Consider the following 15,021-nt stretch of genomic DNA (forward strand, 5'->3'; position numbering starts at 1 on the left):
GCGGCGCGCGCGCCCGCGCGTCGACGCGTTGCCCGCGCATTCGCGCGGGGTACCGTTGCGCGCCGTGCGCAACCCGTTCCGCCGCAAGCTGATGCAGGCGCGCTTCCTGCCCTTTGCGGCAGGCGGAGGGCTCGCGCTCGCGGCCGCCGCTCCGTCGCGCGCGCTCGTCGCGCTCGGCGTCGCACTCGTCGCGGCCGGCGTCGCACTCCGCACGTGGGCGGCCGGGCATCTCGAGAAGCGCGAGATCCTCGCGGTCTCGGGCCCCTACGCGCGGCTGCGCCATCCACTCTACGCAGGGACGCTCGCCATCTCGCTCGGCATCGCGGCGGTGCTCGGCGGTGTGGGAAGCGCGCTCGCGGCCGCGCTGCTCGCGGCGTGGTTCGTCGGGAGCTACTTCCCGCGCAAGGAGCGGAGCGAGAGCGACGCGCTCGAGGCGCGCTTCGGCGGCGCCTTCACGGCGTACCGCGCGCGCGTCCCGGCGCTGTGGCCGGCGCGGCGTTCGTACGCGCCGAGCCGCGAGGTCGCGTCGAGCGTCGACCTGTCCACCGGCTGGACGGCGCGGCGCTACGCCGACAACCACGAGCTCGCGACGCTCGCGGCCGTCGCGCTCGCGCTCGGCGTCGCGCTGCTGCGGGTGCGCGCGCTGCTCGGCGCGCCGTGAGCGGCGGCGCGCGCGGCGCGCCGCGCGTGCTCCCGACGCGGGCGGAGATCGCGCGAGCACCGTCGCGCCTGCTCAAGCGCGGCCGCGGCGCGAAGCCCGACGTGCTCGCGGTGGCGATCGCGGGCGAGACCCTCGTCGTGAAGGACTACGCGCCGCGCGCGGCATGGGTGCGCCGGCTCGTCGCTCCGCGCGTGCTCGCGCGCGAGGAGCGCGTCCACCGCGCCCTCGCTCCGCACGCGGCGGTGCCGGCGTGTCTGGGCCGCGTCGACGCGCTCGCGCTCGCGTTCGAGTACCGGCCGGGCGAGCCGCTGTCGCGCGCGCTCGCGCAGAGGCTCGGTGCCGATGCGAGCGCGCGCCTGCTCGAGCGCCTCGCCGACGCCGTCGCGCGCATGCACGCGCTCGGCGTCGTCCATCTCGACCTCCGCCACCGCGACAACGTGCTCTGCGATTCCGACGGGTGCCCCGTCCTCGTCGACTTCGCCTTCGCGATGTGCTTCCGGCCGGGGAGCTTCTGGTACCGCTGGTACCGACCGACCGTGCTCGTCTACGACGAGTACGCGATCGCCAAGTGGCGCGACCGCCTGCGGGAGGGAGCGCCACCGCGCCGGCGGAGCGCCTTCGGGCGGTGGCGGTCGCGGCGGCGCCGCGACCGCGGGCGCTAGTCGCTCGCGGCCGCGGGCCCGGGCTCGGCCGTCGGTGCGCGCACGCCGAGCGCCCCGACGTAGTGCCGGAACGTCTCGAGCGTGAGTCGCGCATCGTCGAGTGCGCGGTGCGGCACGGGGCCGTCGATCAGTCCGGCCGTGGTCGCCGCCTGGCGCAGCGACAGCGCGGGCACCTTCTCGCCCGCGACGAGCGACCAGGCGTAGAAGAGCGACGCCAGGTCGATCACGTGATAGTCGAACGGCGACGCGACTTCACAGGCCGCGAATGCGCGCTCGAGGAACATCACGTCCATGCGCACGTTCTGCCCGGCCGGGACGACCTTGCGAGCGTCCGGGTCGCCGGGCAGCGCGGCGCACATCGCGACGATCTCGCCGAGCGCCTGGCGCACGGGGACGGCGTCGGCCCAGAGCGCCTCGTCGTAGCCGAAGATCTCGCGGGCGCTCGCGGTCGAGCGCTCCATGCGGAAGCGGACCCGCCAGTGGCCGCACGCGAGCTCGGCCAGGCGGTAGTCCGTCAGGACGACGGCGATCTCGGTGATGTCGTGGGCGTCGGGGTCGAGGCCCCCGAACTCGCAGTCGAGCCAGGCAAAGGCGAAATCCGCCACGTCGGTCTCCGGGCGCCGGCCGCGGGCGACGGCGCTCGGCGGGGCGCGAGGCACGGGTCGACGCGCGAGGAAGGGTGGAGTGGTGCTCCCAACGGGACTCGAACCCGTGTTTGAGCCTTGAGAGGGCCCCGTCCTAGGCCGCTAGACGATGGGAGCACGCAAGAGAGGGCGGCAACCTACGGGTGACGCTCGGGGCTGTCAACGGCCGGCGCGCATTCGGCGCGGGCCCGCGCGCGCTCGGTTCCAGCGACGTCGATGCGCGCCCGCGTGAGGGGGCGCTGCCGCAGTCCGGCTCCGCGGTGACGAGGATCGTCACCCCTTCGAGCCGCGTGTTCAGCTCGGCTGCACCCGACCTACCACCGGCAACGCGCCGAGATTCCCGAGTGCTGGCTCAAGTTCGCGTCGCATCGCTGCCGATGACCTACGCCGCCTCCTGTCGCTTGGCACGAGCGTTGCTCAACGTGCCGTGTGACGGATGAACGTTGAGGGTCGCAGCCCAAGGTCGGGTCCAAGGCCCCAACCATCGAACGACAAGGTGCTTCACCCATGAAGAAGACCCTCCGCAGCCGCAAGGGCGGCTTCACGCTCATCGAGCTGATGATCGTGGTCGCCATCATCGGAATCCTCGCGGCGATCGCGATTCCGAACTTCCTCCGCTTCCAGCTCAAGTCGAAGACCTCCGAAGGCAAGGTGAACCTCGCCGCGATCCGCACGGCCGAGGAGGCGTACCTCGCCGAGTTCGGCGCGTACGTCGCCGACGTCCAGTCGCCGGCCGCCGCGCCGACGACGACCAAGCAGGCCTGGCCGAACCCGGCTCCGGTGGGCTTCGACACGATCGGCTGGGCGCCCGAGGGCGACGTGTACTTCGTGTACGCGGTCGCGATCGGTGCGGCGCCGCTGCAGTACACGGCCGACGCGATGGCCGACCTCGACGGCGACGCCGCGACGCAGATCTGGGCCTACGGCTCGGCTCCGGCGGGTGGTGCGGCGATTGCCGGCCCGCAGGGCTGCACGCCGGCACCGGCGAACTCGGTGGTCGGCTGCTCGGTCGGCGCCGGTAACTCGGTGTTCTAGTCCGACCGTCCGATTGCGAGGGGGGCCGGGCTCGCTCGGCCCCCCTCCTTCCTCCCCGCGAGCGCGCCGCGCGCCGCACCGACGAACGAACCGACGAGACGGGAACCAAGACGATGGACCGGCACAACGAGCGACGAAGCGGCTTCACCCTGATCGAGCTCATGATCGTGGTCGCGATCATCGGTCTGCTCGCCGCGATCGCGATCCCCTCGTTCCGCAACTACCAGTTCAACGCGAAGCGCACCGAAGCCTTCGCGAATCTCGCCTCCCTCGCCAAGTCCGAGGTGGCCTTCTTCTCCGAGTTCGGCGCCTACATCGGTGTCCCCGTCGCCGAGCCCGGGTTCACGCTCGGGAGCCCGCCCGGCCCGGTCAAGCGCAACGTCGCACCGGTCCAGGCCGCGTTCGGCGCGGTGGGATGGTCGCCCGACGGCGACGTCTACTACGAGTACGAGGCCGTCACGACGGGCTCGTACAACGGCGCGGACTGGGGCGGCTGCCCCTGCCCGACGTGCCTCACGCTCACGGCGTTCGGCGACGTCGACGGCAAGAACGGAGTCGGCGCCGTCATCTACGTCTCGCCCGACGCGACCGGAGCCGTGTCGTGCACGTCGGCGATCGGCGGCCTCGCGGCACCGATCGATCCCGCCACGGGCCTGCCCGTCTACAACCAGGTTCGCGCGTATCCCAAGACGCCGGGCGTCGCGGACGCGTACTGAGGAGGGAGTGGCGTCGCGCGCGACGCCGCCTCGGATCCTGCGCCAACGATTTCGGGGGGAATCGTCGTGCTGGCCACGGCCGCGAAGCTCATCGTCGCTGCCGCTCTCGTCGTCGCGACACACCAGGTCCACGAGCGGCTGCCGGCCCGGCTGCCGAGCGATCTCGGTGAGGAGTTCGTGCCGAGGCCGAGCGTCGCCAAGCTCGCCTCGCTCGGCTTCGACGCGGCGCTCGCCGACTACTACTGGCTGCGCGCAGTCCAGATCGTCGGCGGCGAGAACGGAGACGTCGGCCGCCACGCGCGCCTGATCGGGCGCATGGTCGACGTCGTCACGACCCTCGATCCGTGGGTCGACCACCCGTACCGCTTCGCCGCGGTCTGGCTCACCGACAGCCCCGAGAGCGTGCGGAAGGCGAACGACCTGCTCCGACGCGGCATCGAGCACCACCCCGACGAGTGGCGCAACCGCTTCTACCTCGGCTTCAACCTCTACTTCTACCTCGGCGAGAACGGCGCGGCGGCCGACGTGCTCGAGGAGACGATGGCGCTCGACGGCGCGCCCGCCTACCTGCCGCGTCTCGTGGCGCGGCTCCGCTCGCACGCCGACGACCTCGACACCGCCGCGCTCTTCCTGATCGAGCTCGCGAAGAACGAGCCCGACGAAGGACGCCGCGCGAACTACTACGACGCGCTCGACGAGATCGAGGTCGAACGCCGCGCACGCCGGCTCGACGACGCGCGCGCTCGCTTCCGCGAGCGCACGGGCCGCGACATCGAGCGCGTCGAAGAGCTCGTCGCCGGGCCGGACCGCGTGCTGCCGCAGCTCCCGAGCCCCGTGCCGTCGTCGGTGCCAGAGGCGCTCCGCCGCAATGCGCACTGGCGCGTCGACCGGGACCAGGATCGGATCGTCTCGACGTTCTACGAGCGCCGCTACGCGCTGTCGTTCCACGAGCGCGAGGCGAGGCGGCGAGACGAGTGGCTGGGAGAGAAGGCGCGCGGAGGGAACCGACTGTGACGCGGGAAGCGGAAGAGCACGTCGTCGTCGTCGAGAACGTGACGAAGGACGTGCGGCCCGGGCTGGGACTGCGACGGAAGCGGATCCTCCACGACGTCTCCTTCACCGTGCAGCGAGGCGAGATCTTCGGGTTCGTCGGGCCGAACGGCGCGGGGAAGACGACGACGCTCAAGGTGCTCATGGGGTTGATCCGCGCGACGAGCGGGCGCGCGCGCATCCTCGGCCACGAGGTGGGAGCGACCGCGTTCCGTCGCGAGATCGGCTTCCTGCCCGAGCACCCGACCTTCTACGACTACCTCACGGGCCGCGAGATCCTGCACTTCTACGCAAAGCTCTCCGGACTCTCCGCCGCCGAGCGCGACGCGCGCGTCGCGCTGCTGCTCGACTGGGTCGGTCTCGCGCGCGCGGCCGACGACCGGCTGCGCACGTACTCGAAGGGCATGGTGCAGCGCGTCGGCATCGCGCAGGCGCTCGTCCACGACCCGAGCGTCGTCTTCCTCGACGAGCCGATGAGCGGCCTCGACCCGATCGGTCGCAAGGAGATCCGCGACCTCGTCCTGCGCCTGCGCGAGGAGGGCAAGACCGTCTTCATGAACACGCACATCCTCTCGGACATGGAGATGGTGTGCGACCGGGTCGCGATCATCATCGGCGGCCGCATCCGCTACCAGGGCCGGATCGAGGAGTACCTGCGCACCGACGAGCACGAGGTCGACGTCGCGCTGACGGGCGTGTCGCCCGACCTCGCCGCCGCGCTCGAGGAGGCGTTCGAGGTCGAGCTGCGCGGCGTGCGCGAGCGCATCGAGCTGCGCGTGCCCGAGAAGGCGACCGAGCGGCTGCTGCGCCTCGCGATGGATGCGGGCGCTCGCATCGTCTCCGTGCAGCCCCACCGACCGTCGCTCGAGAGCGTGTTCCTCACCGCCGTGCGCGACGCCGAGCGCGGTGCGGTCGCCGCATCCGCGCTGCAGCAGGAGGAGACGCGATGAGCCCGATGCGCATCGCCACGATCGCCCACAACACGATCCGCGAAGCGGTCCGCCACAAGCTCCTCTACGCGGTGCTCGTCGTCTCGGTGCTGATGATCTTCGCGAGCGTGCTGATCTCGACGCTGTCCTACGTCGAGGGTACGCGCATCATGCAGGACTTCGGATTCGCGGCGATCCGCATCTTCAGCGCGGCGACGGCGGTGTTCATCGGGATCAACCTGCTGCACAGCGAGGTCGACCGTCGGACGATCTACACGATCCTCTCGAAGCCGATCTCGCGCGTCGAGTTCCTGCTCGGCAAGTACGCGGGCCTCGTCCTCACGACGTGGCTGATGCTCGCCGCGCTCGGAGCGATCTTCCTCGGCGTGTCGCTGCTCGCGGGCGCGCCCGTGCACGCCGGGCACGCCGCCGCGATGTGGCTCATCGCCGTGGAGCTCACGATCGTGGTCGCGATCGCGACGTTCTTCTCGTCGATCACGACCCCGATGCTCGCTGCGCTGTTCACGTCCGGCCTCTACGTCGCCGGCCATCTGACGCAGAACCTCTACCACCTCGCGATGGCCTCGGACGACGCGGGCGTGCAGCGCATGGCCGTGTGGATCTACCGCGTGCTGCCCGACCTCGAGCTCTACAACCTGACGGTGCAGGCCGTGCACGGGCTCGCGATTCCGGCGGGCGAGATCTGGCTGCCCGTGGCCTACGCGGCGCTCTACACCGCGATCCTGCTGATGGCGGCAAGTGCGCTCTTCGCGCGCCGCGACCTGCGCTGAACGTCGCGCGCGCGTCTGCGCGCGCGGCTATGGTCTCGCGCGGCGCGCGGCGCGCGCGAGGGGAGGGCGCGATGGGCGGTGCGGCGGAGTCGCTCGGCGGCGCTGCAGAGGTGCTGCTTCCGTGGCTCGCGGGCGTGTCGTTCGTCCTCGGCCTGCTGATCGGCTCCTTCCTCAACGTCGTCATCCACCGGCTGCCGCTCGGCGAGTCCATCGTGTCGCCGGGCTCGCGCTGCCCGCGCTGCGAGCGCGCGATCCGGCCGTGGGAGAACGTGCCGGTCCTGTCGTACGTCGCGCTGCGCGGGCGGTGTCGCGGCTGCGGCGTGCGCATCTCGCCGCGCTATCCCGCGATCGAGCTGCTGACGGGCCTCCTCTTCCTCGCGATCGCGCTCGAGTTCGGTGCGTCCGTCTGGACTCCGGTGTTCATGGCCTTCGCGGCGGCGGTCGTCGCCGCGGGCGCGATCGACGTCGACCACCAGATCATCCCGGACGAGATCTCGCTCGGCGGCCTCGCGGTCGGGCTCGTCGCGGTGCCGCTCGCGGCGATGGCCGACGGAGCGGCGCTCGCCGACGCGGTCGCGCACTCGTTCGTCGGCGCGCTCGTCGGCGGCGGCACGCTCTGGGTGGTCGGGTTCGCGCACGCGCGCGTCTCGGTCGCGCTCGGCCGCGAATTCGAGCACTGGCCGGGCGAGGGCGAGTCGCTCCCGACGCCGTCGTCGCTCGACTACTGGACCTGGTTCCCGGGCCTCGGGTTCGGCGACGTGAAGCTGCTGGCGATGGTCGGTGCGTTCCTCGGGCCGCTCGGCGTGATGACGACGATCGTGATGGCGTCGGTCGCCGGGCTCGCGCTCGGCCTCGGCTGGGCGCTCGTGACCCGGAGCTTCGCGAGCCCGTTCGGGTTCGCGCCCGCGATCGCCGCGGGGGCGCTCCTCGCGCTGCTCGCTCCGCCCGCCCTCCGGCTCTTCTGACGGCGCGCCGCGTCGCGCGGCCGCGGGTCGCTAGGCGGCGCTCGCCCGGTGCAGGCGCACGTGGAGTGCGCCGCTCGCGTCGACGACGATCGGCCCGCGCGGAGCGAGGCCGGCCCCGCGCGCGAGCGCGGCGAGCGAGCGCGGCCCGAAGGCGTTGACGTGCTCGAGCGGACGCAGCGCGTCGTCACTCGGCATCCAGTAGGCGCGTGCCGCGGCGTCGACCGCGCTCCGCCCGTCGGGCACGCGCACCGAGGCCGTCGCGTGCGGTGCGAGCGCGCGCGCGACGGCGCCGAGCATGGCGAGGGGGTCGACGGCGTGCTCGAGGACGCCGTCGCAGCGCGCCCACGCGAAGCTCGCCGCATCGAGCTCGCGCGCGTCCGCGACCGCCTCGAAGCCGAGCTCCGCGAGATGCTTGCGGCGGCGCTCGCAGAGCTCGACGGCCACGGGTGCGAAGCCGCGCGCGCGCGCGTCGAGGCAGAAGGCGCCGTCGCCCGCGCCGACGTCGAGGACGCGCGCGCCGGGCCGAAGGGCCGCGAGCGCGCGCTCGTCGTCGAACGCGGTGCGCGGGTCCGCGGCCGGCGCGTCGGCCGCGGCGTCGTAGAGCCGCTCGAGGCCCGGGGGCGTCAGCACGAAGCGCTGGAAGGCGAGCCCGCACACGTCGCAGCGATCGATCGCATGGCGTCGGCCGGCGAGCTCGCGCGCGCGCACGCGGCCCCGGTAGTGCGCGTCGACGAAGCGGCGGACGCTCGGGTGCTCGAACGGCACGGAGCGCAGCGCCGATACCGCGCCGGCTCCGCACACCGGACAGCGTTCGCGCTCGGCCATCGACGCCACGCCCGTCCTCCGGAGCGCGCCGTTCCCGTGCCGCGGTGCGGCGGCGACGCGCCCGGCACCGATCGGTCGCCCGCGCGCGCGACTCGAGGCGCGCGGGCCCGCGCGCGCGCTTTACGAGCCCGAACGGGTCGCCTACGCTGCGCGCCGCTCGTGGTCCCCGGTCGTCTAACGGCAGGACAGCGGACTCTGAATCCGTCAATGAAGGTTCAAATCCTTCCCGGGGATCCAGCGCGAGCGCCTCGCCCTCGCCATCCCGGACGGGCTCGGCGCGCTGCATCGGCGGCGCCCTAGGCGATCCGCTCCGCGGCCGCCGCGATGCGCGCGACGGCGCGCTCGCGAGGAAGCACCGCCACCGTCTCGAAGATGCCCGGCGACGCCGCACTGCCCGTGAGCGCGACGCGCACGGGCTGCGCCAGCTTGCCCATTCCCGGGCTCCCGTTCGCCGCGCGCACCGCCTCGAATGCGCCCTCGATCGCGGCGGCGGTCCACGGCTCGACCTCGGCGAGCGCGCATGCGAGCGCTGCGAGCAGCGGCTTCGCGTCGGGCTTCCAGTGCTTGGCGACCGCCTTCGCGTCGAGCTCGAGCTGGTCGTCGGCGACGACGAGCCACCGCGCCTGCGCTGCCATGTCGGCGAGCGTGCGGCTGCGCTCGCGCAGCAGCTCGAGCAGTGCGCGCAGCCCGGGCGCATCGTCGACCGCGCGCCCGGTGGCGGCCTCGAGGAACGGACGCACGCGCGCGAACAGCTCCTCGCCGTCGAGGCGCGCGAGGAACTGCTGGTTCTGCCAGTCGAGCTTTCCGAAGTTCGCCTGCCCGGCGGAGCGCCCGACCGCGTCGAGATCGAAGAGCGAGGCGAGCTCGTCGAGCGTGAAGACCTCGTCGTCGCCGTGCGACCACCCGAGGCGCGCGAGCCAGCTGCACATCGCCTCCGGCAGGTAGCCATCGTCGCGGAACTGCTGCACGGAGACAGGGTCGCGTCGCTTGCTGAGCTTCTTGCCCGATTCGCCCACGAGCAGGGGCAGGTGCGCGAAGACGGGCAGCTCGGCGCCGAGCGCGCGGTAGAGCGCGATCTGGAAGGCCGTGTTGATCTGGTGGTCGTCGCCGCGGATCACGTGGGTGATGCGCATGTCGATGTCGTCGACGACGACGGCGAGGTTGTAGAGCGCGGTGCCGTCGCTGCGCCGGACGATGCGGTCGCCGATCTCGGCGCCCGCCTGGCCGAGCGGCCCGAACACCGCGTCGTCCCAGCGCAGCGCGTCGTCGGGGTCGACGCGCAGCCGCACGGTGTGCGGGCCGCAGGCGGGGCCGTGCGCGGCGTCGCGGCAACGACCGTCGTACGTCCACTTGCCACCCGCGGCGATCGTCGCCTGCTTGCGCGCCTCGAGGTCCTCGGCCGTGCACGTGCAGCGGTAGGCGCGTCCCGACGCGAGCAGGCGCTCGACCGCGTCCGCATAACGTTCGCTCCGCTCGCTCTGGCGGTACGGGCCCTCGTCCCAGTGGAGCCCGAGCCACTCGAGGCCCTCGAGCACGCCGCGCTCGGAGGCGTCGGTCGAGCGCTCGCGGTCGGTGTCCTCGATGCGGAGCACGAAGACGCCCCGGTGGCGGCGCGCGAAGGCCCAGCTGAAGAGGGCGGTGCGGGCGCTTCCGATGTGCAGGAACCCCGTGGGGCTCGGCGCGAAGCGCGTGCGGACGGTCTGGGACGGCATGGGCGCGGCAGCATACCCCGCAGCGCTCCTTCCAAGTATGGAGGCCCCCGGGGTGGGGAAGGGGCGGCGCGCGCCTCCGCGTTGACTGGCTCCGGGGCCCGCGCTACTTCGGCCGCGCTCGCCGCGGCGCGCGGACTCCTCCGCCGTCGCCGCGTGCGGCGACGCCGCTCGCGAGGCCGCGCCGCTCGCCGCCCCCGGAGCCTCCGTGAAGCTCAACCTCGACCGGCTCGACGCGACGCCGTCGCATCACGCATTCGAGGCCACGGCGGCCTGGTGGGCCGAGCGCGTCGCCGAGGCCGACGAGGGCCCGTACGAGGTCGTCGCCCCGTTCCGGTTCGAGCTCGACGCGCACAAGATGGGCGAGGACGTGTACCTCGCCGGCGCGATGTCCGGGGCGCTCGAGCTCGAATGCGGGCGCTGCGTCGCGCGCTATCGTCAGGCGCTTCGCGAATCGTTCCGGCTCGTCCTCGAGCCCGCCCGCGGTCGGGTGCCGCTCGACCCGGAGGGCGACCTCGCCCTCCGGCGCGACGGGATGTGCCTGGGCGACGAGGTCGAGTCGGGCTGGTACCGCGGGAGCGAGATCCAGCTCGACGCGTGGTTCGCGGAGATCATCGCGCTCGCGATGCCGGTGCAACCCCTGTGCGACGAAGCGTGCAAGGGGCTCTGCCCGGTGTGCGGCGCGGACCGCAACGCCGGCGACTGCGGCTGCGTCGTTCGCGAGGATCGACCGCGGTCGCCGTTCGCGATGTTAGGCGCCTTGAAGGGCGCGTCCGATCCCAACCGAGGAGAATGAGCCATGGCGGTTCCGAAGCGCCGCACCTCCAAGTCCCGGCGCGACATGCGCCGCTCGCACCACGCCCTCGCGGCGCCGAAGCTCGCCAAGTGCCCCGAGTGCGGCGCACCGAAGCAGCCGCACCGCGTCTGCCCGGCCTGCGGCTCGTACAAGGGCCGCGCGGTCTTCGAGTCGAACGAGGAGTAGCCGGGCCGTGCTCGCGCTCGTCTTCCCCGGGCAGGGGTCGCAGGAGGTCGGCATGGGCCGCGACGCGTACGACGCGTCGCCGGCCGCGCGTGCCGTGTTCGACGCCGCGAACGCGGCGCTCGGCTTCGACCTCGCGCGCCTGTGCTTCGAGGGGCCCGAGGACGACCTGCGCCGCACGGAGATCCAGCAGCCCGCGATCCTCACGGTGAGCATCGCGCTGCTGCGCGCGCTCGAGGAGCGCGCGGCGGTCGCGCCCGCCTTCGTCGCGGGCCACAGCCTCGGCGAGTACTCGGCGCTCGTCGCCGCCGGCGCGATCGACTTCGAGGACGCGGTCGCGCTCGTGCACGCGCGCGGGCGCTTCATGCAGGAGGCGGTGCCCGAGGGCCGCGGCGCGATGGCCGCGGTGATGGGCATCGGGCCCGAGGAGACGGCGGAGGCGTGCGTGCGCGCCGCCCGCGAGACGGGCCTCGTCGTCGCCCCCGCCAACTACAACTCTCCGCAGCAGACCGTGATCGCGGGCGACGCGGCCGCGGTCGAGATCGCGTGCTCGCGCGCGAAGGAGGCGGGGGCGAAGCGCACGATCCCGCTCCCCGTGTCCGCGCCCTTCCACTGCGCGCTGATGGCGCCCGCGGCGAGCAAGCTCGCCTTCGAGCTCGAGCGCGTGCGCTTCCGCGACGCGCGTCCGCCCGTCGTGACCAACGTCGAGGCGGAGCCGAACCGCGAGGGCGACCGCATCGCGGGCCTGCTGCGCGAGCAGGTGACGGCGCCCGTGCGCTTCACCGAGATGGTCGAACGCCTGCGCGCGCTCGGCGTCGAGCGCTACCTCGAGGTCGGGCCGGGCAGCGTGCTGTCCGGGCTGATCGCGCGCATCGACCGGCGCGCGCGCCGCGCCGGCATCTCGTCGCTCGCGGATCTCGACGCGGCGGTGGCCTTCGTCGCGGAAGCCGGAGCCTGACGCGCGGCCGCGGCTTGCGCGTTCGTGGGTGACGGACCACGTTCTCGGCACCGTCGGCGTCGCGGCGCCGCGGAGGGGGGGAGGACATCCATGGATGTCGACGATCGGATGGCGGCGTTGATCGTGGAGCAGCTCGGCGTGTCCAAGGACGCGATCTCGCCGAAGGCGTCGTTCGTCGACGATCTCGGCGCCGACTCCCTCGACATCGTCGAGCTCGTGATGGCGATGGAAGAGGAGTTCGACGTCGAGATCCCCGACGAGGACGTCGAGCGCATGCAGACGATCGGCGACGCCCTCGACTACCTCAAGGAACGCATCGAGGCCTGACGCGTGCGCGCCGACGCGGAGCGCGTGGTCGTCACGGGCCTGGGCTGCGTCTCGCCGCTCGGCCTCGACGCGCCGTCGACGTGGGAGGCCGCGGTCGACGGGCGCGGCGGCGTCGCCGCGATCACGCGCTTCGACGCTTCCGAGCTTCCCGTGCGGTTCGCGGCCGAGGTGAAGGGCGAGCCCGACGCGGGCGACCTCGAGCCCAAGGAGCTGCGCCGCTTCGATCGGGTCGTGCGCTATGCGCTCGCGGCCGCGCGCGAGGCGCTCGCCGACGCCGTCCTCGAGCCGAGCGACGCGAACCGCGACCGCATCGGCGTCGCGATCGGGTCGGGCATCGGCGGGCTCGAGACGCTCACGACGAACCAGCAGGTCCTCATGGAGCGCGGCGCGCGCCGCGTGTCGCCGTTCACGATCCCGATGTCGATCGCGAACATGCCGAGCGGCTACGTGTCGATCGCGCACGGCCTCCGCGGACCCAACGTCGCGCACGTGAGTGCGTGCGCGTCGGGCGCGCACGCGCTCGGCGAGGCCGCGGCGTGGATCCGGAGCGGCGCGGCCGACGTCGTGCTCGCCGGCGGCGCCGAGGCGCCGCTCGCGCCGCTCGGCGTCGCGGGCTTCGCGGCGATGCGCGCGCTGTCGACGCGCAACGACGACCCCGCGCGCGCGAGCCGTCCGTTCGACCGCGCGCGCGACGGCTTCGTGATCGGCGAGGGCGCCGGCGTGCTCGTGCTGGAATCGCTCGCCCACGCGCGGGCGCGCGGCGCGCGCGTGCGGGCCGAGCTGCTCGGCTACGGCGCCGCCGCCGACGGGCTCCACATGGCCGCTCCCGACGAGACGGGCGAGAGCGCGGCGCGCTGCATCGCGCTCGCCCTCGCGGACGCGGGCCTCGACGCCGCCGCGGTCGACTACGTCAACGCGCACGCGACGAGCACGCCCGTCGGCGACGTGGCGGAGGTCGCCGCGCTGCGGACCATCTTCGGCGCCGCGCTCGAGGCCACGCCCGTCTCGGCGACGAAGTCGATGACCGGGCACCTGCTCGGTGCGGCGGGCGCGGTCGAGGCCGTCTTCTGCGTGCGCGCGATCGAGACGGGCCTCCTGCCGCCGACGATCAACCTCGACGACCCCGACCCGGACTGCGCCCTCGACCACGTCGCCGGCAAGGCCCGGCGCGCCGAGGTGCGCGTCGCGCTCTCGAACTCGTTCGGGTTCGGCGGCACGAACGCGGCGCTCGTGATCGGACGCGCCGACTAGCCGAGGGCCGGGTCGTGCCGGCGCGGCCGGCGGCGCGGCGGCGCTCCGGGGCCGGCGCTATGGTCCGCCGAGCCCCCACGGCCACCCACAGGTCGAGTGCTCCTGCTCCGGGCGTGTGCGTCGCGCCCGGCGGGCGCGCTCGTTCGCGCGTGCGGAGGCGCGCGGGCGCTGCCATCGGCCCACTTCGCCCACTTCGGACGCGATCGCGTCCCAGCCAGGGGAGACGACGACATGGCGAACCCCCCGAAGCCCGCCACCGAGCCGCTCGCGGTCGCCGACCCGCAGATCGCCGCGCTCGTCCGCCAGGAGGCGCGCCGGCAGGCGCTCTCGATCGAGCTGATCGCGTCGGAGAACTTCGTGTCGCACGCCGTGCTCGAGGCGGCGGGCAGCGTGCTGACGAACAAGTACGCGGAGGGCTATCCCGGGCGCCGCTACTACGGCGGCTGCGAGTTCGTCGACGAGGTCGAGACGCTCGCGATCGAGCGCGCGAAGCAGCTCTTCGGCGTCGACCACGCGAACGTGCAGCCGCACTCGGGCTCGCAGGCGAACGCGGCCGTCTACCAGGCGCTGCTCGACCCGGGCGACACCATCCTCGCGATGAACCTCGACCACGGTGGGCACCTCACGCACGGGAGCCCGGTCAACTTCTCGGGCAAGCTCTATCGCATCGTTCCCTACGGTGTGCGCCAGGACACCGGGCGCATCGACTACGACGCGCTGCGCGAGCTGGCGCGCGAGCACCGCCCGAAGCTCATCCAGTGCGGCGCCACCGCGTACTCGCGCACGATCGACTTCGACGCGTTCCGCTCGATCGCCGACGAGGTCGGCGCGCTGCTCTTCGCCGACATCGCGCACATCGCGGGGCTCGTCGCGACGGGCGTGCACCCGAGCCCGGCGGGCAGGGCGCACGTCTTCACGACGACGACCCACAAGACGCTGCGCGGCCCGCGCGGCGGTCTCATCCTGTGCGACGCCGACTTCGCCCGGAAGGTCGACAGCGCCGTCTTCCCGGGCGGGCAGGGCGGCCCGCTCATGCACGTCATCGCGGCGAAGGCCGTCGCGTTCAAGGAGGCGCTCTCGCCCGACTTCAAGACCTACTGCGAGCAGATCGTCGCCAACGCGAAGGCGCTCGCGGCGGGCGTGATGGAGCGCGAGTTCGAGGTCGTCTCGGGCGGCACCGACAACCACCTCTTCCTGCTGTCGCTCGTGAACCGCGACACCACGGGCAAGGCCGCGCAGCTCGCGCTCGAGCGCGCGGGCATCACGGCGAACAAGAACATGGTGCCGTTCGATCCGCGCAAGCCGATGGTCACGTCGGGCGTGCGCATCGGGACGCCGGCCGTCACCACGCGCGGCATGCGCGAGGTCGAGATGGCGGAGATCGCGCGGCTGATCGCGCGCGTGCTCGCGAACCCGGGCGACGTCGACGAGCTCGACGCCGTGCGCGGCGACGTCGAGGCGCTCTGCCGCCGCTTCCCCATGTATCCCGGCCGCTGGGACGACTAGGAGCCCGGCCCGC

At 73.4% G+C, this 15,021-nt stretch carries 17 protein-coding genes and 2 tRNA genes; 15 read left to right on the plus strand and 4 right to left on the minus strand.

The features are described 5' to 3' along the window. The first annotated feature begins 64 nt into the window (after positions 1-64). Together R3E88_20340 and R3E88_20345 are read left to right on the plus strand one after the other, a co-directional pair. Positions 65-661, plus strand: coding sequence for a hypothetical protein (locus R3E88_20340; protein MEZ4218832.1), 597 nt, complete (start codon positions 65-67; stop codon positions 659-661). After that, positions 658-1,323 (plus strand): hypothetical protein, encoded by a 666-nt coding sequence (locus R3E88_20345; GenBank protein ID MEZ4218833.1) that lies wholly within the window; start codon positions 658-660, stop codon positions 1,321-1,323. The genes R3E88_20340 and R3E88_20345 overlap by 4 nt, the downstream gene beginning before the upstream one ends. On the opposite strand, the gene R3E88_20350 is transcribed toward R3E88_20345, so the two are convergent. Together R3E88_20350 and R3E88_20355 are read right to left on the minus strand one after the other, a co-directional pair. Further along, complete coding sequence (locus R3E88_20350) at positions 1,320-1,928, minus strand: exonuclease domain-containing protein (protein ID MEZ4218834.1); 609 nt, start codon at positions 1,926-1,928, stop codon at positions 1,320-1,322. The genes R3E88_20345 and R3E88_20350 overlap by 4 nt on opposite strands. A gap of 80 nt (positions 1,929-2,008) precedes the next feature. After that, positions 2,009-2,084: transfer RNA gene (locus R3E88_20355), tRNA-Glu, on the minus strand. Between the two features lie 390 nt (positions 2,085-2,474). Between R3E88_20355 and R3E88_20360 the strand changes: the two genes are divergently transcribed. From R3E88_20360 to R3E88_20385, 6 genes are all read left to right on the plus strand, one after another. Continuing rightward, positions 2,475-3,002 (plus strand): prepilin-type N-terminal cleavage/methylation domain-containing protein, encoded by a 528-nt coding sequence (locus R3E88_20360; protein MEZ4218835.1) that lies wholly within the window; start codon positions 2,475-2,477, stop codon positions 3,000-3,002. 113 nt (positions 3,003-3,115) lie between these two features. Next, on the plus strand, positions 3,116-3,718 hold the full coding sequence (locus R3E88_20365) for a prepilin-type N-terminal cleavage/methylation domain-containing protein (GenBank protein MEZ4218836.1): 603 nt from the start codon (positions 3,116-3,118) through the stop codon (positions 3,716-3,718). A 66-nt stretch (positions 3,719-3,784) separates the two neighbouring features. Further along, entirely contained in the window at positions 3,785-4,732 is a 948-nt protein-coding gene (locus R3E88_20370; protein MEZ4218837.1) for a hypothetical protein, read from the plus strand. Then, positions 4,729-5,718 (plus strand): ABC transporter ATP-binding protein, encoded by a 990-nt coding sequence (locus R3E88_20375; GenBank protein MEZ4218838.1) that lies wholly within the window; start codon positions 4,729-4,731, stop codon positions 5,716-5,718. The genes R3E88_20370 and R3E88_20375 overlap by 4 nt, the downstream gene beginning before the upstream one ends. Then, positions 5,715-6,488 carry an ABC transporter permease gene (locus tag R3E88_20380; GenBank protein MEZ4218839.1) on the plus strand — a complete coding sequence of 258 codons (774 nt, stop codon included), beginning with the start codon at positions 5,715-5,717 and terminating at the stop codon, positions 6,486-6,488. Before R3E88_20375 ends, R3E88_20380 begins: the two co-directional genes overlap by 4 nt. A 71-nt stretch (positions 6,489-6,559) precedes the next feature. After that, complete coding sequence (locus R3E88_20385) at positions 6,560-7,453, plus strand: prepilin peptidase (GenBank protein MEZ4218840.1); 894 nt, start codon at positions 6,560-6,562, stop codon at positions 7,451-7,453. Positions 7,454-7,483: 30 nt separating this feature from the next. Here R3E88_20385 and R3E88_20390 read toward each other — a convergent pair whose 3' ends face one another. Then, positions 7,484-8,278 (minus strand): class I SAM-dependent methyltransferase, encoded by a 795-nt coding sequence (locus R3E88_20390; protein MEZ4218841.1) that lies wholly within the window; start codon positions 8,276-8,278, stop codon positions 7,484-7,486. A 163-nt stretch (positions 8,279-8,441) separates the two neighbouring features. On the opposite strand from R3E88_20390, the gene R3E88_20395 reads away from it, so the two are divergent. After that, a tRNA-Gln gene (locus R3E88_20395) sits at positions 8,442-8,515 on the plus strand. 59 nt (positions 8,516-8,574) lie between these two features. Here the strand turns inward: R3E88_20395 and gltX are convergent. Further along, positions 8,575-9,990, minus strand: a complete 1,416-nt coding sequence (gene gltX / locus R3E88_20400; protein ID MEZ4218842.1) for a glutamate--tRNA ligase — start codon at positions 9,988-9,990, stop codon at positions 8,575-8,577. Between the two features lie 205 nt (positions 9,991-10,195). Here gltX and R3E88_20405 point away from each other — a divergent pair, with 205 nt between their 5' ends. The 6 genes from R3E88_20405 (at position 10,196) to glyA (ending at position 15,008) form a co-directional block, all read left to right on the plus strand. Further along, the gene (locus tag R3E88_20405; GenBank protein ID MEZ4218843.1) at positions 10,196-10,783 is read left to right on the plus strand and encodes a DUF177 domain-containing protein; all 588 of its coding nucleotides are present in this window, start codon (positions 10,196-10,198) and stop codon (positions 10,781-10,783) included. 3 nt (positions 10,784-10,786) lie between these two features. Beyond that, complete coding sequence (gene rpmF, locus R3E88_20410; GenBank protein ID MEZ4218844.1) at positions 10,787-10,969, plus strand: 50S ribosomal protein L32; 183 nt, start codon at positions 10,787-10,789, stop codon at positions 10,967-10,969. A gap of 7 nt (positions 10,970-10,976) precedes the next feature. Next, complete coding sequence (gene fabD / locus R3E88_20415; protein MEZ4218845.1) at positions 10,977-11,924, plus strand: ACP S-malonyltransferase; 948 nt, start codon at positions 10,977-10,979, stop codon at positions 11,922-11,924. Positions 11,925-12,014: 90 nt separating this feature from the next. Continuing rightward, a complete protein-coding gene (locus tag R3E88_20420; GenBank protein MEZ4218846.1) occupies positions 12,015-12,251 on the plus strand; it encodes an acyl carrier protein in 237 nt (78 codons plus the stop codon). A gap of 3 nt (positions 12,252-12,254) precedes the next feature. Next, positions 12,255-13,502 (plus strand): beta-ketoacyl-ACP synthase II, encoded by a 1,248-nt coding sequence (gene fabF, locus R3E88_20425; GenBank protein MEZ4218847.1) that lies wholly within the window; start codon positions 12,255-12,257, stop codon positions 13,500-13,502. 231 nt (positions 13,503-13,733) lie between these two features. Beyond that, complete coding sequence (glyA, locus tag R3E88_20430; GenBank protein ID MEZ4218848.1) at positions 13,734-15,008, plus strand: serine hydroxymethyltransferase; 1,275 nt, start codon at positions 13,734-13,736, stop codon at positions 15,006-15,008. Positions 15,009-15,021 lie beyond the last annotated feature (13 nt).

Source organism: Myxococcota bacterium (genome assembly GCA_041389495.1).
Lineage (GTDB): Bacteria > Myxococcota_A > UBA9160 > UBA9160 > UBA4427 > JAWKRT01.